The 21,576-nt window shown below is 46.4% G+C and carries 13 protein-coding genes, 3 rRNA genes and 3 riboswitches; of the genes, 1 reads left to right on the top strand and 15 read right to left on the bottom strand.

Annotated features, from left to right (window positions below; all coding sequences use genetic code 11):
- Window positions 1–15 precede the first annotated feature (15 nt).
- The 5 genes from purB to ABTV07_RS01985 all read right to left on the bottom strand — a co-directional run bounded on the left by purB (window position 16) and on the right by ABTV07_RS01985 (window position 3,988).
- Window positions 16–1,308, bottom strand: a complete 1,293-nt coding sequence (gene purB / locus ABTV07_RS02005) for an adenylosuccinate lyase (RefSeq protein WP_433746818.1) — start codon at window positions 1,306–1,308, stop codon at window positions 16–18.
- 17 nt (window positions 1,309–1,325) lie between these two features.
- Entirely contained in the window at window positions 1,326–2,462 is a 1,137-nt protein-coding gene (purK, locus tag ABTV07_RS02000; protein ID WP_433746815.1) for a 5-(carboxyamino)imidazole ribonucleotide synthase, read from the bottom strand.
- The gene (gene purE, locus ABTV07_RS01995) at window positions 2,455–2,943 is read right to left on the bottom strand and encodes a 5-(carboxyamino)imidazole ribonucleotide mutase (protein WP_433746812.1); all 489 of its coding nucleotides are present in this window, start codon (window positions 2,941–2,943) and stop codon (window positions 2,455–2,457) included. Before purE ends, purK begins: the two co-directional genes overlap by 8 nt.
- Window positions 2,944–3,070: 127 nt before the next feature.
- A riboswitch (purine riboswitch) is annotated at window positions 3,071–3,172 on the bottom strand.
- Between the two features lie 79 nt (window positions 3,173–3,251).
- Window positions 3,252–3,449 (bottom strand): NETI motif-containing protein, encoded by a 198-nt coding sequence (locus tag ABTV07_RS01990; protein ID WP_114747307.1) that lies wholly within the window; start codon window positions 3,447–3,449, stop codon window positions 3,252–3,254.
- Window positions 3,446–3,988, bottom strand: coding sequence for a DUF2179 domain-containing protein (locus ABTV07_RS01985; RefSeq protein ID WP_433746809.1), 543 nt, complete (start codon window positions 3,986–3,988; stop codon window positions 3,446–3,448). The genes ABTV07_RS01990 and ABTV07_RS01985 overlap by 4 nt, the downstream gene beginning before the upstream one ends.
- A 241-nt stretch (window positions 3,989–4,229) precedes the next feature.
- Between ABTV07_RS01985 and ABTV07_RS01980 the strand changes: the two genes are divergently transcribed.
- On the top strand, window positions 4,230–5,033 hold the full coding sequence (locus ABTV07_RS01980) for a class I SAM-dependent methyltransferase (protein WP_433746806.1): 804 nt from the start codon (window positions 4,230–4,232) through the stop codon (window positions 5,031–5,033).
- An 825-nt stretch (window positions 5,034–5,858) separates the two neighbouring features.
- On the opposite strand, the gene ABTV07_RS01975 is transcribed toward ABTV07_RS01980, so the two are convergent.
- The 10 genes from ABTV07_RS01975 to ABTV07_RS01930 form a co-directional block, all read right to left on the bottom strand.
- On the bottom strand, window positions 5,859–6,008 hold the full coding sequence (locus ABTV07_RS01975; protein ID WP_433746803.1) for a hypothetical protein: 150 nt from the start codon (window positions 6,006–6,008) through the stop codon (window positions 5,859–5,861).
- Window positions 6,009–6,065: 57 nt separating this feature from the next.
- Window positions 6,066–6,181, bottom strand: a 5S ribosomal RNA gene (gene rrf / locus ABTV07_RS01970).
- Between the two features lie 70 nt (window positions 6,182–6,251).
- Window positions 6,252–9,186: ribosomal RNA gene (locus ABTV07_RS01965) — 23S ribosomal RNA — on the bottom strand.
- 237 nt (window positions 9,187–9,423) lie between these two features.
- Window positions 9,424–10,974 (bottom strand): 16S ribosomal RNA (locus tag ABTV07_RS01960).
- The 16S, 23S and 5S rRNA genes sit together here, the layout of an rRNA operon.
- A 350-nt stretch (window positions 10,975–11,324) precedes the next feature.
- Window positions 11,325–13,388, bottom strand: coding sequence for a glucose-specific PTS transporter subunit IIBC (gene ptsG / locus ABTV07_RS01955; protein ID WP_433746800.1), 2,064 nt, complete (start codon window positions 13,386–13,388; stop codon window positions 11,325–11,327).
- 176 nt (window positions 13,389–13,564) lie between these two features.
- Complete coding sequence (gene glcT / locus ABTV07_RS01950; RefSeq protein ID WP_433746797.1) at window positions 13,565–14,410, bottom strand: glucose PTS transporter transcription antiterminator GlcT; 846 nt, start codon at window positions 14,408–14,410, stop codon at window positions 13,565–13,567.
- A 159-nt stretch (window positions 14,411–14,569) separates the two neighbouring features.
- Window positions 14,570–15,907: an NCS2 family permease gene (locus tag ABTV07_RS01945; RefSeq protein ID WP_433746794.1), complete on the bottom strand. Its 1,338-nt coding sequence runs from the start codon at window positions 15,905–15,907 to the stop codon at window positions 14,570–14,572.
- A 184-nt stretch (window positions 15,908–16,091) separates the two neighbouring features.
- A riboswitch (purine riboswitch) is annotated at window positions 16,092–16,193 on the bottom strand.
- A gap of 88 nt (window positions 16,194–16,281) precedes the next feature.
- Window positions 16,282–17,832: a glutamine-hydrolyzing GMP synthase gene (gene guaA / locus ABTV07_RS01940; protein WP_433751041.1), complete on the bottom strand. Its 1,551-nt coding sequence runs from the start codon at window positions 17,830–17,832 to the stop codon at window positions 16,282–16,284.
- Between the two features lie 163 nt (window positions 17,833–17,995).
- Window positions 17,996–18,097: riboswitch (purine riboswitch) on the bottom strand.
- A 63-nt stretch (window positions 18,098–18,160) separates the two neighbouring features.
- Entirely contained in the window at window positions 18,161–20,359 is a 2,199-nt protein-coding gene (locus tag ABTV07_RS01935) for a transglutaminase TgpA family protein (protein WP_433746791.1), read from the bottom strand.
- The gene (locus ABTV07_RS01930) at window positions 20,356–21,576 is read right to left on the bottom strand and encodes a DUF58 domain-containing protein (RefSeq protein WP_433746788.1); all 1,221 of its coding nucleotides are present in this window, start codon (window positions 21,574–21,576) and stop codon (window positions 20,356–20,358) included. The genes ABTV07_RS01935 and ABTV07_RS01930 overlap by 4 nt, the downstream gene beginning before the upstream one ends.

Raw genomic sequence — 21,576 nt, 5'->3', positions numbered from 1 at the left:
TGACTGGTTTCTTTCTTACAGTCCGATTCGGTCGAAGATAGTATCGACATGCTTCAGATGATAGTTATAATCGAAGCAGTCCTCTATTTCAGCAGGCGATAACTTCGAAGTAATCACTTCATCTGCCTCGATCAGCTGGCGGAAAGGAACTTGCTGTTCCCAAGCCTCCATCGCTTTCGGCTGAACGGTATCATACGCTTCTTCGCGGGCCATCCCTTTATCGATCAAGGCAAGCAGGACGCGCTGCGAGTAGATCAACCCAAGGGTGCGGTCCATATTGCGCTTCATGTTTTCAGGGAATACCGTCAAATTCTTCACGATATTGCCGAAGCGGTTGAGCATATAATTCAATGCGATCGTTGCGTCAGGCAAGATAATTCTTTCTGCAGATGAATGGGAAATATCCCTTTCATGCCATAGCGGAACATTTTCATAAGCCGTCATCATATACCCTCTGATCACGCGGGCAAGCCCAGTCATATTCTCAGAACCGATTGGGTTTCGCTTATGCGGCATTGCCGATGACCCTTTTTGCCCTTTTGCGAAGAACTCTTCCACTTCACGTGTTTCACTTTTTTGCAGCCCACGGATTTCCACGGCGAATTTTTCAATGGACGTTGCAATCAATGCGAGTGTACTCATATAATGCGCATGGCGGTCGCGCTGCAGCGTCTGTGTTGAAACCGGCGCAGGCTTAAGTCCAAGCTTTTCGCATACATACTGCTCAACAAATGGTTCAATGTTGGCATATGTCCCGACAGCACCGGAGATCTTCCCGAACTCGATGCCATCCGCTGCTTGCTTGAATCGTTCCACGTTGCGCTTCATCTCTTCGTACCAAAGAGCAAGCTTCAATCCGAACGTCGTCGGCTCTGCATGGACACCGTGTGTGCGGCCCATCATGACCGTATGCTTATGTTCGATGGCTTTGTTTTTTAAAATCTCCACAAATCGCTCTAAGTCATTCAGCAAAATGTGGTTCGCCTGTTTCACAAGGTAGGATAGTGCTGTATCCACCACATCAGTGGAAGTCAGTCCGTAGTGGACCCATTTGCGCTCTTCCCCAAGCGTTTCAGAAACAGCGCGTGTGAATGCTACGACATCATGACGGGTCTCTTCTTCGATTTCCTTGATTCGATCCACGTTAAAAGATGCATTTTCCCTGATTTTCTTCACATCTTCTTTCGGGATATCACCCAGTTCAGCCCAAGCTTCGCAAGCCAAAATTTCCACTTCGAGCCAAGCGTTGAATCTATTTTCTTCTGTCCATATCGCACCCATTTCAGGTCTTGTATAACGTTCGATCATAATGCGATTCCTCCGTTCTATTCGGCAGCTTCTGTCCAAACCGGATTTTGGTTAAGTTGTGCGAGCAATTCCTCCAGGTTTTCCGTCAAAACGGTGACATGCCCCATTTTGCGCAGAGGCTTCGGCTCCCCTTTCCCATAAAGGTGGATGGACCATTCCGGCTGCTTTAAAAATTCTTCGTTTACTTTATCGAGATGCTTTCCTAATAGGTTGACCATTACTGCTGGTTTCAATAACTTCGGGTTCGAAAGCGGCCAGTTGCACACCGCTCTTATATGCTGTCCGAACTGTGAGATGCTGCACGCTTCAATGGAATAATGCCCTGAATTGTGCGGCCGAGGCGCCAATTCGTTGACGAGCACCTTTCCTTCTTGGGTGACGAACATTTCAATGGCAAGCGTCCCGACAAGACCGAGATGTTCCACCACCTTAACGGCAGTGTCAATCGCTCTTTGTTCAATCGAGCTGTCCACCCTCGCCGGCACGATCGTCTGGTGAAGGATATTTTGCTTGTGGATGTTCTCTCCTATAGGGAAGAATGCTGTTTCCCCATTAGGATTCCTGACGGCAATCACCGACACTTCCTTCTCAAACGGCACCCAGCTTTCAAGTACACATGGTCCGTGATCCAAAAGCACAGATGCCTCTTTCAAATCATCTACGCCTTTTAAAACGAACTGGCCTTTTCCATCATATCCCCCGCGGGAAGTCTTCAAGACTGAAGGGAATCCGATTTTTCTGACTGCCTCAGCGAGCCCTTCAAGGGAATGAACGACCGCATAGGGTGCGACTTCTACTCCTGATTCAACCAGTGCCGCTTTCTCCAGGATCCTGTCCTGCGTAATCTTGATGAGATCTGCCCCCTGGGGAACATAAGCGTTCTTTGAAAGGTCCTTCAATGCTTCATAATCTATATTCTCAAATTCATATGTAACCACATCACAGCATCTGCCGAGCGTACGAAGCCCGATCTCATCATCGTAGTCTGCTTTTAAATGATGGTCTGCAGATTGAGCAGCCGGGCAATCATCAGCAGGATCCAAAACAGCAATCCGGAAGCCGGCTTCTTTGGCTGCAAGGGCCATCATACGCCCCAATTGCCCTCCTCCGATAATCCCGATGGTCGATCCTGGCATAATCACACGTTTATCCAAGTTGATCACCACTTTCCAATACTTGTCGTCTCGTCTCCTGCCTTCTTTGTTCCAGCCTGTCTGCAATCCCTTCGTCTTCGATGGAAAGGATCTGTCCTGCAAGCAGCCCCGCATTGACAGCCCCTGCTTTTCCAATGGCCGTCGTTGCTACCGGCACCCCTCCAGGCATCTGGACAATCGACAGAAGAGAATCAAGTCCGTTCAATGCTTTTGATTGAACCGGAACCCCGATGACAGGAAGAGTGGTTTTTGCTGCAACCATCCCCGGCAAGTGGGCGGCACCGCCAGCACCTGCAATGATGACTTTCAATCCTCTGCTTCTAGCCTCACCTGCATATTCAAACATTAAATCTGGCGTCCGATGGGCAGAAACAACTCTTTTCTCAAAAGGAATATTGAGTTCTTCCAGTACATCGCATGCATGCTTCATCGTTTCCCAGTCCGAAACACTTCCCATGATGACTCCAACAAGTGGTTTCATATTCAACGCCTCCATTTTTTATCAAATAAAAAACCCCAGATACACTTCTCCACTATGAGAGAAAGAAGAATCTGGGGATAAATTAAGGGTTAAATGACGCATGGGAATACCCTCTTGATTATTATCCAAAAGGTCAACTCTCCCTCATAGTCCAGTCATTTACGGTAACCGGGTAGAAACTTGCAGGCCATATCCCCGCGATTATATGAGGTTCTATTAAGCTATCTATACCCTTATATTAACCAAGGGCCTTCAGGTTGTCAACAAAATTCGAACAATAAAACTTCTATTAAACCGAATGTTCGTGTTTAGACTAACAATTTCCCTTCAAACACAATCTTTTGACCTGCCGGAACATAATTCACCTGTCCGTTTTCCTTCACTTCTTTGAACACAGGCTTCTCCATCCGGCGGACAGGCATGTAGCCTTCTTTCTTCATCCGGTCCAGGCAGTCGCCGATCGTTTCTGTCTCCTGAACTTCAAACACCTTTTTCGAATTACTCATGTCTGCAGCTTCCCTCTCTTAACCGCCTTCACCCAGAAGCCGCCATAAATGGTCTTCGGTTCATAGGCAATAATAAATGCTTTCGGGTCCAAATCTTTAATCGTATGATACAACTGCAGCTCATGACGTCTAGGAGTCAAAATCTGCAGAGCCATCCGCTCCCCTTCCAAGCCATTAGCAGCCCAGTTCGTCACGCCATATCCCTTTTCCCTCAATGTCTTCGGCAAATCCTTATCATACTCTTTCGTAATGACATTGACGGTAATATAGCCAAGGGCGAGCTTCTCCTCAATCTTCATTCCAACGATGACCCCAATTCCGTAGCCAACTGCATACGCAATCAAATTCTGGATCTGATTTAAATTATCGAGCACCAGTCCGAGCCCGACCACATAAATGACCACCTCGATCATACTCACAAAAGCAGCAATATACCGGTATCCCTTAAGCGTCAGGATCATTCTGATCGTAAAAAAAGATACATAAACAATATTGATAATTAATATAATCGCAACCATGACAAAGCTATTCTCAAGCACTCTTCTTCCTCCTTTCAACGCTGAACCAATCATCCTGTATGGAACAAGCTGTCACTTGAAGCTCTATTACGAACCATTGTACACCAAAATTCGACATGGTTCACATCCAAATTATTGTCTATTATTGGTTTTTACTATTATGGGGGTTTTCAAACATTCATTTTGGAATGTTTGCCACTCTTAAAGGAATATTCTTCTAGTTTGTCGAATGGTAGATAAAACGACTGCGAGGAGACATGTGATGAATAACATTATCAGCTACTATAACCAATTCGATGAATGGGGCCGCTTAGATCGCGAACCAATCGAATTTCAGGTCAATTGGCATTTTATAAAAAAACACCTTCCCGCCTCAGGTGAAGTACTGGACAATGGCGCCGGACCAGGAAAATACTCCATCAAACTAGCCCAAGACGGGTATCAGGTCACTCTTTCCGACTTAACGCCAAGTTTAGTAGAAAAGGCTAAACAAAAAGCAGAGGAGTTTCAACTTATTAACAACTTCTCCGGATTCCATTCTCTTGATGCCCGTTGGCTCGAGCCTTTAAAATCAGAAACATTTGATGCATCCCTAATGCTCGGCCCGATGTACCATCTTCAAGAAGAAGCAAATCGAAATGCTGCCATCAGCGAACTCCACCGCGTCACAAAAAAAGATGGACTGGTGTTCGTAGCATTCATGCCGAGGATCAAACATATCTTCAACTCCTTGATGAGACCAGATGTGTGGCCGCCAAACAACGAGATGGATGTCATCAATCATTTCGCCGAAACCGGTGTCTTCAACCACCAGGATGAAGGCAGATTTACCGGAGCCTACTACTTCAACATAGACGAAATCGAACCGTTTATGGAAGAAAACGGATTCGAAGCCTTGGAGCTGATCGGATCAAACATAGCTTCCATCCTTACTCAAGATGAACTAAATTATTGGAAAGAAAAAGGAGAATACGACAAGCTGATTCAGCTATTGATAGAACAGGCTGGGAATCCCTACATATTAGGGGTATCTTCTCATTTGCTTTATATTGGGAGGAAGAAATAGACATTTGAATGGAGAAATGATAGGGGGACCTAGAACCGCAGCTTATTGGGCTGCGGTTTTATCATTATTGATTACTGCTAGTCCTTAATTTTGTTGAATATCGAGGCGATAGCCTGGCAAATTGGATCGGTTTTGTTTTTGGAGGTGCGGTTGACTGAGCGCTCAATCGGCTCTTGGGGCAACTCATATTGGTGCCGAATTGGCCACTCGCGCATAAGGTATGGATTTTGGCGCATAACCCTCACTGACCGGCGCATAAGACAGGTGGTTTCGCGCATAGGCTTCATGATTTGAATCATAAGGACTCATTTTTCGCGCATAGAGTCTATAGCGCGACAGAATTTCCGGTGTTTTCCCCTTAATTTTACTCGTTTACATCCATTTCAAGATGAGTTACCCCTTAATTACCGATAAAAGGGACAATTTGAAGCATTTATAAGAACAAACCTGCTGTTATGGAGTGATTTTTTCTATGTTCTTTTGATCTTGCCGAATATCCAGGCGCTAGCCTGGCAAATTGAAAGGTTTGGATCTTTGATGCTCTGACTGAGCGCTCAATTGGCTCTCGGGACTACCCATATTGGTGCCGAAATGGCCACTCGCGCATAAGGTATGGATTTTGGCGCATAACCCTCGCTGACCGGTGCATAAGCCAAGTGTTTTCGCGCATAGGCTTCATAATTTGAATCATAAGCAGGGATTTTTCGCGCATAGAGCCTCTAGCGAGACAGAATTTCCGGTTTTTCCCCCTTCTTTTTCCTCTTTTACATGCATTTCAAGATGAGTTACCCCTTAATTACCGATAAAAGGGACAATTTGAAGCATTTATAAGAGCAAATCTGCTGCAATAGAGTGATTTTTTCCATGTTCTCTTGATCTTGCCAAATATCCAGGCGCTAGCCTGGCAAATTGAATGGTTTGGGTCTCTGTTTCTCCGACTGAGCGCTCGCTCGGCTTGAATCCCATGCTTTGCATCTAACTTACCCTCCAGAAAACACAAAAAAGCAGCCTCTCAGCTGCTTTTTTCCTTTTGCCCGGCGACGTCCTACTCTTGCAGGGGGAAACCCCCAACTACCATTGGCGCTGAAGAGCTTAACTTCCGTGTTCGGTATGGGAACGGGTGTGACCTCTTCGCCGTAATCACCGGACATATTGAGAGTTTGTTCTCTCAAAACTAGATAAAGAGTAAGTGACAAGTTAAACCGGAATCAACCAAATGTGGTTAAGTCCTCGATCGATTAGTATCCGTCAGCTGCACACGTCGCCGTGCTTCCACCTCGGACCTATCAACCTGATCATCTTTCAGGGATCTTACTAGCTTGACGCTATGGGAAATCTCATCTTGAGGGGGGCTTCATGCTTAGATGCTTTCAGCACTTATCCCTTCCGCACATAGCTACCCAGCGATGCCTTTGGCAAGACAACTGGTACACCAGCGGTGCGTCCATCCCGGTCCTCTCGTACTAAGGACAGCTCCTCTCAAATTTCCTGCGCCCACGACGGATAGGGACCGAACTGTCTCACGACGTTCTGAACCCAGCTCGCGTACCGCTTTAATGGGCGAACAGCCCAACCCTTGGGACCGACTACAGCCCCAGGATGCGATGAGCCGACATCGAGGTGCCAAACCTCCCCGTCGATGTGGACTCTTGGGGGAGATAAGCCTGTTATCCCCGGGGTAGCTTTTATCCGTTGAGCGATGGCCCTTCCATGCGGAACCACCGGATCACTAAGCCCGACTTTCGTCCCTGCTCGACTTGTAGGTCTCGCAGTCAAGCTCCCTTGTGCCTTTACACTCTACGAATGATTTCCAACCATTCTGAGGGAACCTTTGGGCGCCTCCGTTACCTTTTAGGAGGCGACCGCCCCAGTCAAACTGCCCACCTGACACTGTCTCCCGCCCCGATAAGGGGCGTGGGTTAGAATTTCAATACAGCCAGAGTAGTATCCCACCGATGCCTCCACCGAAGCTGGCGCTCCGGTTTCAACGGCTCCTACCTATCCTGTACAAGCTGTACCAAAATTCAATATCAGGCTACAGTAAAGCTCCACGGGGTCTTTCCGTCCTGTCGCGGGTAACCTGCATCTTCACAGGTACTATAATTTCACCGAGTCTCTCGTTGAGACAGTGCCCAGATCGTTACGCCTTTCGTGCGGGTCGGAACTTACCCGACAAGGAATTTCGCTACCTTAGGACCGTTATAGTTACGGCCGCCGTTTACTGGGGCTTCGGTTCAGAGCTTCGCTTGCGCTAACCCCTCTCCTTAACCTTCCAGCACCGGGCAGGCGTCAGCCCCTATACTTCGCCTTGCGGCTTCGCAGAGACCTGTGTTTTTGCTAAACAGTCGCCTGGGCCTATTCACTGCGGCTCTCTCGGGCTTGCACCCTACCAGAGCACCCCTTCTCCCGAAGTTACGGGGTCATTTTGCCGAGTTCCTTAACGAGAGTTCTCTCGCTCACCTTAGGATTCTCTCCTCGCCTACCTGTGTCGGTTTGCGGTACGGGCACCATTGATCTTGCTAGAGGCTTTTCTAGGCAGTGTGAAATCAGGAACTTCGGTACTAAATTTCCCTCGCTGTCACAGCTCAGCCTTATGATGACAAGGATTTGCCTCATCATCAGCCTTGCTGCTTAGACGCGCATATCCAACAGCGCGCTTACCCTATCCTTCTGCGTCCCCCCATTGCTCAAACGATCAAGAGGTGGTACAGGAATATCAACCTGTTATCCATCGCCTACGCCTTTCGGCCTCGGCTTAGGTCCCGACTAACCCTGAGCGGACGAGCCTTCCTCAGGAAACCTTAGGCATTCGGTGGATGGGATTCTCACCCATCTTTCGCTACTCATACCGGCATTCTCACTTCTAAGCGCTCCACCAGTCCTTACGGTCTAGCTTCAACGCCCTTAGAACGCTCTCCTACCACTGACACCAACGGTGTCAATCCACAGCTTCGGTGATACGTTTAGCCCCGGTACATTTTCGGCGCAGAGTCACTCGACCAGTGAGCTATTACGCACTCTTTAAATGGTGGCTGCTTCTAAGCCAACATCCTGGTTGTCTAAGCAACTCCACATCCTTTTCCACTTAACGTATACTTGGGGACCTTAGCTGGTGGTCTGGGCTGTTTCCCTTTCGACTACGGATCTTATCACTCGCAGTCTGACTCCCAACGATAAGTCTTTGGCATTCGGAGTTTGTCTGAATTCGGTAACCCGATGAGGGCCCCTAGTCCAAACAGTGCTCTACCTCCAAGACTCTTCCGTTGAGGCTAGCCCTAAAGCTATTTCGGAGAGAACCAGCTATCTCCAGGTTCGATTGGAATTTCTCCGCTACCCACACCTCATCCCCGCACTTTTCAACGTGCGTGGGTTCGGGCCTCCATCCAGTGTTACCTGGACTTCACCCTGGACATGGGTAGATCACCTGGTTTCGGGTCTACGACCACATACTCAAAACGCCCTATTCAGACTCGCTTTCGCTGCGGCTCCGCCTCATCAGCTTAACCTTGCATGTAATCGTAACTCGCCGGTTCATTCTACAAAAGGCACGCCATCACCCATTAACGGGCTCTGACTACTTGTAGGCACACGGTTTCAGGATCTCTTTCACTCCCCTTCCGGGGTGCTTTTCACCTTTCCCTCACGGTACTGGTTCACTATCGGTCACTAGGGAGTATTTAGCCTTGGGAGATGGTCCTCCCAGCTTCCGACGGGATTTCACGTGTCCCGCCGTACTCAGGATCCACTCTGGAGGGAACGAAGTTTCAACTACAGGATTTTTACCTTCTCTGATGGACCTTTCCAGATCTCTTCGTTTACTTCGTTCCTTTGTAACTCCGTATAGAGTGTCCTACAACCCCAAGAGGCAAGCCTCTTGGTTTGGGCTATGTCCCGTTTCGCTCGCCGCTACTCAGGGAATCGCGTTTGCTTTCTCTTCCTCCGGGTACTAAGATGTTTCAGTTCCCCGGGTCTGCCTTCCATACCCTATGTATTCAGGTAAAGATACTGTTCCATTACGAACAGTGGGTTCCCCCATTCGGAAATCTCCGGATCAAAGCTTACTTACAGCTCCCCGAAGCATATCGGTGTTAGTCCCGTCCTTCATCGGCTCCTAGTGCCAAGGCATCCACCGTGCGCCCTTTCTAACTTAACCTAATTGACAATAAAAATTGTCAGGTTTGATTTGCGTATGACTGAAAGTCATTCACCAAAAAAATTCTAAAGTGGCGATTCTCGGTTTATGTCACTTACTTACTTTATCTAGTTTTCAAAGAACAAGTCGACCAACCATCCAGCCATGCTGAAGATTGATCTCTCTATTTGTTTGATAGAATTGATCTATCAAAACTGAACAAAACAGAAACGGTCAACATCTTGTAAATATCCTTAGAAAGGAGGTGATCCAGCCGCACCTTCCGATACGGCTACCTTGTTACGACTTCACCCCAATCATCTGTCCCACCTTAGGCGGCTGGCTCCATAAAGGTTACCCCACCGACTTCGGGTGTTACAAACTCTCGTGGTGTGACGGGCGGTGTGTACAAGGCCCGGGAACGTATTCACCGCGGCATGCTGATCCGCGATTACTAGCGATTCCAGCTTCATGCAGGCGAGTTGCAGCCTGCAATCCGAACTGAGAACGGTTTTATGGGATTGGCTCGACTTTGCAGTTTTGCAGCCCTTTGTACCGTCCATTGTAGCACGTGTGTAGCCCAGGTCATAAGGGGCATGATGATTTGACGTCATCCCCACCTTCCTCCGGTTTGTCACCGGCAGTCACCTTAGAGTGCCCAACTGAATGCTGGCAACTAAGGTCAAGGGTTGCGCTCGTTGCGGGACTTAACCCAACATCTCACGACACGAGCTGACGACAACCATGCACCACCTGTCACTCTGTCCCCCGAAGGGGAACGCCCTATCTCTAGGGTTGTCAGAGGATGTCAAGACCTGGTAAGGTTCTTCGCGTTGCTTCGAATTAAACCACATGCTCCACCGCTTGTGCGGGCCCCCGTCAATTCCTTTGAGTTTCAGCCTTGCGGCCGTACTCCCCAGGCGGAGTGCTTAATGCGTTAGCTGCAGCACTAAAGGGCGGAAACCCTCTAACACTTAGCACTCATCGTTTACGGCGTGGACTACCAGGGTATCTAATCCTGTTTGCTCCCCACGCTTTCGCGCCTCAGCGTCAGTTACAGACCAAAGAGCCGCCTTCGCCACTGGTGTTCCTCCACATCTCTACGCATTTCACCGCTACACGTGGAATTCCGCTCTTCTCTTCTGCACTCAAGTTCCCCAGTTTCCAATGACCCTCCACGGTTGAGCCGTGGGCTTTCACATCAGACTTAAGGAACCGCCTGCGCGCGCTTTACGCCCAATAATTCCGGACAACGCTTGCCACCTACGTATTACCGCGGCTGCTGGCACGTAGTTAGCCGTGGCTTTCTGGTTAGGTACCGTCAAGGTGCGAGCAGTTACTCTCGCACTTGTTCTTCCCTAACAACAGAGTTTTACGATCCGAAAACCTTCTTCACTCACGCGGCGTTGCTCCGTCAGACTTTCGTCCATTGCGGAAGATTCCCTACTGCTGCCTCCCGTAGGAGTCTGGGCCGTGTCTCAGTCCCAGTGTGGCCGATCACCCTCTCAGGTCGGCTACGCATCGTGGCCTTGGTGAGCCGTTACCTCACCAACTAGCTAATGCGCCGCGGGCCCATCTGTAAGTGATAGCCGAAACCATCTTTCAGCCTTCCTCCAGGAGGAGGAAGGAATTATCCGGTATTAGCCCCGGTTTCCCGGAGTTATCCCAGTCTTACAGGCAGGTTGCCCACGTGTTACTCACCCGTCCGCCGCTGATATCAGGGAGCAAGCTCCCATCAATCCGCTCGACTTGCATGTATTAGGCACGCCGCCAGCGTTCGTCCTGAGCCAGGATCAAACTCTCCGAAAAATTGTTGGCTCAAAGCCACAAAGTTTCAAGCTTGATTAGCTCGATTTTTAAAACTTAAAATTTAACGTTGGCGTTTTGTTTTGTTCAGTTTTCAAAGATCAATTTCGCCTCGTCTCTCAGAAGCGACTTTATTAATTTACCATGCTAGCGAGTTAAAGTCAACAACTTTTTTCAAAAGTTTTTTTCGTTTAACTTGTGTTTGCTTGGCTCGTCTGTTGTGACGATGTTTATAATATTATCACCCTCTCTCCCCCTCGTCAATATATTTTTCGACATTAATTATAATAAGTTTAAATTAGTAAAAAACACCCATCCCTTTTCAGTAAGGGATGGGTGTTTTGGCATACGAATTACTTGATCTCAATGATATCCTTTTGTTTTAAGTCGACATTACCTTCTTTATTGATGACAACCTGCTCGCCTTCTTTAAGATTCGTGAAGACGATAGGAGTCATAATGGAAGGAGCATTAGCTTTGATGAAATCCAGGTCCACTTTAAGAAGAGGCTGTCCTGCTTCTACGACATCTCCTTCAGAAACCAATGTTTCGAAACCTTCACCTTGAAGTTTCACTGTATCGATTCCGACATGGATCAAGATTTCACGGCCTGCTTCAGATTCAATTCCGATAGCATGCTTCGTCGGGAATAGGTTTACGATTTTACCGTTGACCGGAGATACAATGGTACCTTCGGATGGAACTATTGCAAAACCGTCGCCCATCATTTTGCCTGAGAATACTTGGTCAGGAACTTCTGTGATCGGCTTTAATTCACCTTTAATAGGAGAAATGATTTTTTCATCAGATGGATCTACTTCAGATTGCAATGCTTCTGGATTTACTTCTTCAATTTGCTGCTGTACTTCTTCTTCCGGGTTTGTTTTAACCGGTCTTGGACGTTTTCCATCAATAATATCCTTCATTTGGGATTTGATTGTATCGGATTTTGGCCCAAAAATTGCCTGCACGTTGTTTCCTACTTCAAGGACACCCGCAGCACCTAATTTTTTCAAACGGTTTTTGTCTACATTTTTAATATCGTTTACTGAAATGCGCAGACGTGTGATACATGCATCCAAATGGCTGATGTTTTCTTTTCCGCCGAATGCTTCAAGGATTTCATATGGAAGGTCGCTGGTTGGACCTGCAGTACCTTCATCTTCGTCCACTTCATCTTCACGGCCTGGTGTTTTCAAGTTGAATTTGCGGATCGCAAAACGGAATCCGAAATAATAGATGACAGAGAATACTAAACCTACTGGGATTACTAACCACCAGTGTGTCTGTGGATTAAGTACTCCAAATAGAAGGAAGTCGATCAGACCGCCTGAGAACGTCATCCCGATCTTAACATCCAATAGATGCATGACCATGAATGATAAACCTGCAAAGATTGTATGGATACCAAACAATACTGGTGCTACGAATAAGAATGAGAATTCAATTGGTTCAGTGATACCTGTAAGGAATGCAGTCAATGCTGCAGAACCCATGATACCTGCTACGAACTTTTTGCGTTCTGGACGTGCTTCATGATAGATAGCAAGTGCTGCAGCCGGAAGACCGAACATCATGAACGGGAATTTACCAGTCATGAATGTACCTGCAGTCAAGTTTTTCACACCGTCTTTAACCTGCGCCATGAAGATCGCTTGGTCCCCATGTACAATGGCGCCTGAAGCGCTTTTATAAGATCCGAACTCGAACCAGAATGGTGCATAGAAGATATGGTGAAGTCCAAATGGAATCAAGGCACGTTCCACCACACCAAAGATGAATGCAGCCAATGTCAGGTTGGAATTCAGCATGTTTTCAGAGAAGCTGTTCAAGCCTGATTGGATTGGCGGCCAGATAACGATCATGATCAATCCAAGGATAACTGCACTTGCTGCAGTTGCGATTGGAACGAAACGCTTACCAGCAAAGAAGCCTAAGTAAGATGGCAGTTCAATTTCAAAGAATTTGTTATACATATACGCCGCGATGATCCCGAGGATGATCCCGCCGAATACCCCTGTTTGCAGGGTTGGGATTCCTAAAACGCTTGCATATTCAGGGTGGCCTTTAAGGTCAGCAGGATCGATCCCCAAAGCTGTACCCATCGTTACGTTCATAATTAAGAATCCAACGATAGCCGCAAGTCCGGCTACCCCTTCACCACCGGCTAGTCCTATGGCTACCCCAACGGCAAATAATAGAGATAAGTTGCTAAAGATTATATTCCCTGCATTTTCCATTACAGATGCAACCATTACGATAGCATGGTTAGTAAGGAAAGGCGCCAGGTCAGTCAATGTCGGGTTTTGCAGTGCATTACCAAGTGCAAGCAGGATACCTGCTGCAGGCAAGATTGCTACTGGGAGCATCAATGCTTTACCGACTTTTTGCAAAACGCCAAAAGCTTTTTTAAACATGTGGTTTACCTCCTGAAATTTTTATATTGCTTCATCAAAATAGAGCTGCAAACGCAAAAAAGGCATGAGGAAAGAAGATACTAAAATGCTTATAGGGATAGAGTACCCCTATTTCAACATTTCATTTATCTTCCTCACTCATGCCTGATCGTATCAGTAACACGTAAGAAAAATAGCTATTTGATTTTGTCCTGTATTCGCTGCAGATGCATGGTCAAGTAAACCGCCTCAGCATCATATACAGGTTTTTTTAACGTTTGCTGCATCATTTTGACCAGCTTCCATGAGAGATTGTAGCACAAAGGGTACTCTTCTTTCAATAGAGAAGCTATTTTTTTTGGTTCTTCCACTATTTCCCCGGTCAATACCCGCTCGATCGTATAGCGAAGATGGCGGACAAGCCTCATATAATCGACGCTTTCCTTATTCAATTCGATCTTGAATTGTTCTTCGATAGTTTGAATCAAGCTGCCGATCAGCTGCGAGTGCTGATTGATCTCGGATAGATCTTTATTGACCATGGCACTGTGGATGTGAAGGGCAATGAACCCGATCTCCCCTTCTGGAAGATCTACATTGGCTGTTTCATTGATCAGTTCAACAACTTCCCTCGCTACCTCGTATTCAAATGGATAAAGGGCACGCGTTTCGACAAGGAATGGATTTCTAATGGACATCCCCCTCATGAGCCTTGTGATGGCAAACATGATATGGTCCGTCAAAGCCACGTGGATGTGTTCGTTGAGGAAAGTGTTTGTTCTTTTCCTGATCAATTCAATAGAGGAAATGATTACTCCAAGCATGTCTTCATCAATGAATGGGAGGAGCTTTTTATATTGTTCCTTTTCTTTTTCACCCTTTAGGACAAAGGTCTTTTCAACTGAAGATTCATCGATGGAATCTCCTCTTTTACGATTGAACCCTATCCCTTTGCCGATGAGGACGACTTCATCCTTTTCCTCAGCAAACTGTGCAATAAGCACATTATTATTTAATACTTTTGCGACAATATATTCAGCCATCGTTATTCTCCCTATTTCGACATGATTCGACTTTCCCCTCTTTCCTCCTATTTTAGCGGACCTTTGTCTTATTATCAATTGAAATCGCTCTCAGTATGAATCCGAATGCTCTAATAAAAATAAAAAGCCCCGGGATATCCCGAGGCTGGAAGGTTTGCATCAAGGTGCAAGGAAAATGAAGTAAAGAATAAATACGACGAACAAGAAATACATGATTGGGTTAATTTCTTTCGCTCTTCCTTTTACGATCATTGTAATAGGATAGAAAATGAACCCGCAGGCAATCCCTGTTGCGATAGAGTAAGTCAATGGCATTGCTATGATTGTCAAGAATGCCGGTACAGCAACTTCAAATCGTTTCCAATCGATTTCGGAAAGGCTTGAAACCATGAGCACCCCTACAATGATCAATGCTGGGGCAGTCACTGATGCTGTGATGACAGACAACAGCGGGAAGAAAAATAAAGATAATATGAACAATGCGGCAGTTACTATGGAAGCAAATCCTGTTCTTGCCCCGGCTGCTACACCTGCTGATGATTCGATGTAAGCAGTAGTCGTAGATGTTCCCAGGATGGCACCTACTACAGTGGCAGTGGAATCTGCCAATAACCCGCGGCCAGCACGTGGAAGGACGTTATCCTTCATCAACCCCGCCTGGTTGGATACTGCAACAAGCGTCCCTGCTGTATCGAAGAAATCGACGAATAAGAAAGTCAAGATGACGACGATCATCTGGATATTGAATACTTTATCCGGATGGTGGATGAAGTTGTCAATCGCAACGCCGAATGTCGGCTTGATGCTTGGTACAGATGAAACGACTTGATGCGGTACATCAATCAATCCTGCGAACATTCCCACTATGGCTGTGATCACCATTCCGAAGAATACTCCGCCTTTGACACCTCTTGTCATAAGGATGACCGTAATGATCAAACCGAAGATGGCAAGCAGCGTATGTCCTGCAGTTAAATCCCCGATTCCCACAAGAACCGCGTCATTATTGACGATGATTCCTGCATTTTGGAACCCGATGAATGTAATGAATAATCCGATCCCTGCTCCAACGGCAAATTTCAATTCTGCCGGAATGGAGTTGATAATTTTTTCACGTACCCCTGATAAGGTTAAAAGAATGAATATGATACCTGAACATAAAACGCCTGATAAAGCTGTTTGCCAAGGAATGTGGTAAGTCAGCATAACGGTATAGGCAAAAAATGCATTCAATCCCATACCCGGTGCAAGGGCTATCGGGTACCTCGCAAGGAGCCCCATGATGATCGATCCGATTGCTGCTGCAAGTGCTGTGGCAACGAATACCGCACCGTAGTCCATACGCATTGCATCCGGCAGATCTTTAACCGAAGACAAGGAAAGAGTCAGCGGGTTGACGGCCAAGATGTAGGCCATGGATAAAAAGGTAGTCAATCCGCCAAGGATCTCGCGGCGGTAAGTTGTACCCAGTTCTTCAAACTGAAAATACTTTTTCATTGTTTCTTCTCCCTTCGTTTTATCACGTCTGTATCTCGTTCATGCCTGTTTCTTTTATCGTTGGCTTAAGTCCATTGATTTATTACTTCCGACAAAAGGAAAAGCCCCAAACGAGACGTCGCTTGGAGCTTTCTGACTTAAAGGTTAGGGAGAAGAAATTGCCTGCTTTAATATAGGACAACCTTCTATATCCGCATTACCTCGTAGTCAAGCCATTTACGGTAGCTTGGTAGAAACTTTTGGGCCATATCCCCAACATTATACGACGTAAACATATTTAATTATTGCGTTCTGTTGTTATTTTATCAGCCAAATGTCGTATCCGTCAATACTAAACACGAACATTTTTATATGATTTTATCCGAACGTTCGTTTTATTCCCATTCGATTGTTGCAGGCGGCTTGCTCGTTACATCGTAGACGACGCGGTTGATGTGGTCGACTTCATTGACAATGCGTGTAGAGATTTTCTCCAGCACGTCCCAAGGGATCCTTGCCCAGTCGGAAGTCATTCCATCAATGGATGTAACGGCGCGGATGCCGATTGTGTAGTCATACGTTCTCGCATCTCCCATGACACCGACGCTTCGGATATCAGGAAGGACAGTAAAATACTGCCAGATGTCGCGGTCAAGCCCCGCTTTTTTGATTTCCTCGCGGAGGATCGCATCTGATTCGCGGACGATTTCCAGCTTTTCTTCAGAAATCGCACCCAATACACGGATGCCAAGGCCAGGACCTGGGAAAGGCTGTCTCCAAACGATTTCATCCGGAATGCCCAATTCAGAACCAAGGGCGCGCACTTCATCTTTGAAAAGAGTATTCAATGGCTCGATCAACGTGAATTGCATATCTTCCGGCAGTCCGCCAACGTTGTGGTGGGACTTGATTGTCTGTGCAGTAGCAGTGCCGCTTTCGATGATATCAGTATAAAGAGTACCTTGAGCAAGGAAGTCGATTCCTTCAAGTTTATGTGCTTCATCGTCGAATACATAGATGAATTCGTTGCCGATGATTTTGCGCTTCTGCTCAGGATCGGATACGCCTTCTAGTTTTGATAAGAAGCGATCTCTCGCATCCACCTTGATGACGTTCATGTTGAAGCCGTCAGCGAAAGTTTTCATGACGCTGTCCGCTTCCCCTTTGCGCAGCAGACCGTGATCAACGAAGATACATGTCAATTGGTCGCCGATTGCTTTATGGATCAATACCGCAACAACAGATGAATCCACTCCGCCGCTCAAGGCGCAAAGAACTTTTTTATCTCCGACCGTCTGGCGGATTTTTTCCATTTCGATTTCAATGAAGTTTTCCATTGACCATTCATCATGGCATCCACATGCGCCGAACACGAAATTCTTCAGAATATCGTTCCCGTATTGGGAATGGCGGACTTCCGGATGGAATTGAACGGCATAAAGCTTCCTTGCTTCATCACTCATGGCAGCAATCGGGCAGGATGGATTGGTTGCATCCACTGTGAAGCCTTCAGGCGCTTCAACTACAAGGTCGCCGTGGCTCATCCACACAACCTGCTCCTGTGGAAGGTCGCTGAAAAGAGCCGATTGGTTTTGAATGTTCATTGTTGCTTTTCCGTATTCGCGGTGTTTCGCTCTTTCTACTTTTCCACCGAAATGCTTTGTCATCAGCTGCATTCCGTAGCAGATGCCAAGGACTGGCACGCCAAGATCGAAAATCCGCTCATCGCAGGAAAACGCGTTGTCGCCGTAGACGCTGTTTGGCCCACCGGAGAAAATGATTCCCTTTGGATTCATTTCTTTGATTTCTTCCACCGTGATGGTATGTGGATGTAATTCGCTGTATACTCCAAATTCACGAATTCGTCTTGTAATCAATTGATTGTACTGGCTTCCAAAATCCAGGACCACGATGATTTCCTGGTTATGTAGTTCTGATTTACCCATCGTCATGATTAGTCACCCCAAGTTTTATTTGAATTGTGGAAAGAACCGAACGGCCTACAGTCTTCGCATTCCTTTAGTTTATCCTTTTTAAAAAAATAAAAACTAGAATTCCCGCCTCTACAAATAAATAAGAAGACAGAATTCTAGTTTTCGGTATGAGAAAAATAAGAATTTCTGCCTTCATAGTCAAATCATTTACGGTGATCTGGTAGAAACTTTCGAACCATATTATCGAGGATATACGAAGGACTGTTTGAGAGGGCATATGGAATGCCCTCACCGCACAATATATTATTTTTTCTCATTTTATACTTGATTAATATAAGGGTCAACCCGTTGTCTTTTTAATTAAATTTTCCCACAATTTCCGCGTTTCATCCCAGTTGGCCGCATTCTTTTCTCTTCGATAGAGGACACGTTCATAGATGGCAGTCAATCGGCTCATTTCCCTTGTAGAGAAAAATGAATCGATATATTTGGCATAGCCTCTCAGCGTCTGGCCATCATCCATTTTCAGGCCAGATCGATCAAGCTGCTTCAACAGAGAAAGATAGGCTTTTTCAAATGTATCTTCCCCGCGCTTCCTCTTATATTTGATTAAAAGGAAATAAGGAATCCATCTTCCCCTCGCTTTGTAGAAAAGCCAGCTGATGATGCCTAGGATCACTGCCCCAAGCAGAATCCAGCCCCAGGAGTTCTTCCAGAAGGAAACAATATCATTCCACATATCAATGAAAGAAAAGCGGTCCGTATTTTTAACGGCTGTTTCTTTTCCTAGATCTTTGGCAGGCTTCTGCTTCGGAGGTTCCGGCTTCTTGACTGGTGGAGGCGTGGTGCTTTTATCCACATTCAAGTCATACTTGTAGTTGATGTTTCCATCGAAGCCTTTCGTCGGTTCGAATGGAACCCATCCGACTTTCGGAAAATACACTTCAACCCATGAATGGGCATCATTGTTCGTGATTTCATACACCTTGAAATTGCCCGTCTTCGAAAACTTGAATTGCCCGTCGCTGTAGCCCTTGACCCAGCGGGAAGGAATGCCGACAGATCTAAGGAGCACGATCATCGAAGTAGAAAAGTTATCACAGTACCCTTTTTGTGTATCAAATAAAAATTGATCCACATAATCCTGGTTCTTGCCCGGGACTGCGACATCTGATTGATCATAGATAAAGCCTGGCTTTTTGAAATAACCCTCAATGGCTTTCGCTTGATCGAACCAGTTATCCTTCCCTTCAATGATGCTTTTCGCCAACTCTTTTACCCTGAGCGGAACCGTATCCGGCAGCTGTGTATACCTCTTAAGAAGGTATTCATCTATACCATCCCCGGTCGTCCCTCTCATCGCTTTCATACTGTAAGACGGCTCTTTGTAATCGAGCGTATACTTTTCAATTTCATATGGCTTTCCTTTTCGATACGGCACCCACTTTTCCGATGCCGTATTCAAATGATATTCATCATTCTGCTGCCCATTGATTTGAAGAAGGCCAGCAGGCTGGACAATGAATTCATAAGGGAGATTAAAGGAGAGCTTGGCCGTTTCATCGGGACTGTCAGCAGAAACCGATGGACTGACATCCGGAACCTGTTCGCCTGGTCCAATCACCTTCTCCTCATTTGGAGCATCCGACAGCACCCAGCCCTTTCCAGTGTACTGATCCTTCGTTTCGATCTTCCAATAATGCTTAGTCGTATCTTCAGCGGTAAATACGATTGTATTATCGCCATTGAACGGACCGCCAAGCTGTGTATCATCAGTACCATAGCCGATTTTGGCCACTCCTCCAGGACCAGTGCCAGCCCCTTCAGCATAGGATTTCAGGTAAGGAACAGGATCGGGCCAGATCGGATCGGCCTTCGGAGCAGCGTAGGCAACCACAGCGCTTCCACCGACCATGATCGCAAGCGGCAATATCCACTTTCTCATCTGGAGGCCCTGCTCTTCAATCCCTTCCCTTTCCGTCAAGCGGTTAAAGAATAAGATGCCAAGCAAAATGAAGCCCACAACAATGATCCTGACAATCGCATGGTCCGCTTTATACGGAGAAAACGTATCTAAAATCGTAATATAGATAATCGTCAAAAAGTAGAAAATGAAGATCTTTTTCCTTACCATCAGCCAATAATGCATCAAGTAGGCCATCAGCCACAACAAGACAAAAAACAGGAGGCTCCTGAACAAATCCGAGAGGCCATACCAATCCTGGTGGACAATCAAGCTCAGGTTATGCGATAGATCTCCAAAGAAATACTTGAGCCATTGCAGTTCCATAAATGGCCCTTCAAAGAAAATGAGATGAAGCGTAAATAAAAGGTAGACCACTTTAATAATGGAAGAAATGGCCCAATGAACAGAGAAAAACGATAGGACGAGACATAAGATGATGAACACCAGGAAACGCTGTATTTCACCCGTCATCGTCAGCTGTTCAAGCGGACGGATCCACTCCCATAGCAAAAGAAAACCTAGAAAATATAATACCGCCCCATAAACGCCTTTTACATTCAGACCTTGGCTCATGCCCTCCTCACCTCCGTAAAAGCATAGGTAAATTCAGGTTCATGAAGCACTTTGACATGGACTCCCCTAGCCGCTGCCATTTCGCGGAAAGCCGCTTCTTCTTTTCCTAACGGCTCTTTTTCAAGCTTGATGACAAAAAGGACCACGACGCCCCTCCGCTTTGCATGATAGCCCGCAGTTTGGACAAGCTCCTGAGTCAATTCTGATGAAATGATCAACATCGTAACACTCTGTTGAAAATAATTGACTTCTTCCTTAAGAATTTTACCGATCGGGATACCGCTGTCAGGCTTCACCTTGGCAAGGTGGTAGAAAAGCTGCTGCTGCTGGAAATCCCCACCTCTGATCGGGAACGAAGCAGGAGTTTCCCCAATGGAGATCATCCCCATCTGTGCGCCTCTTTTCAAGATGGCCCTCACAATGGAAGCAGTGAATTTCACCATCAGCTCAAAGCTTTTAGAAGGTGTACGGTCCAGGACCACAAGCACATCATGGGATTCCTTTTCTTCGAATTCCTTCGTCATGATTGTATTGGTCTTTGCCGTAGCCTTCCAATGAACCCATGACACCCGGTCCCCAGGGAGATACTCCCTGACGCCTGACACCATCGTCGTATCCTTTTGAATCTTCACCTTCGACGAAGTCGTCCCTTGATCGTAGCGGCTCTCAAGTGTGCGATACGTCAAATCTGTATAAGACGGGTAAACAAGCAGATCCGATTGTTTAGAGACGACCCTCTCTTTTTCGATCAGTCCGATTGCATCCCCGGTTTTAAGCTTGAATTCAGAAAAAATATGCTCACCACGCGGAAGACGCTTTATCGCATATTCATACTTCATCTTCCTTTTAAAGCCCGGGAAGAGAACTCTTTTTCCCCTGGCAGCAGGAAGGATATCTGCGAGCGTCTCAGGGACTACATCCTCGACAATGAGGAAAAACAGAGGAATGGCGTTGTTTCTCTCAACGGTCACTGTAACGGCAAGAGAGTCGCCGTCCTTAAGATCCCCTGACCGGTTAAATGTTCGCTGAACAGTAAAATCCCCGAGCGGATAAAATGCCAGAAGCACAGAATACAGACCAAATGGCATGAAGCTGTAAAAAAGGAACCAGCTGACAAATCCGCCCTGAAACATGGAGTAGGAAAATGCCAGGGCGATAAATAGGAATAAGAGGACAATCTTGGTGATTGATTTTATCCATACTATATTCTTCTTCAT

The sequence above is a fragment of the Falsibacillus pallidus genome (genome assembly GCF_050990905.1).
In the GTDB taxonomy this organism is placed as follows: Bacteria; Bacillota; Bacilli; order Bacillales; family DSM-25281; genus Falsibacillus; species Falsibacillus pallidus_A.
Note: the sequence above shows the minus strand (reverse complement) of the source record. Positions and strands in the feature narration are given on the sequence as shown.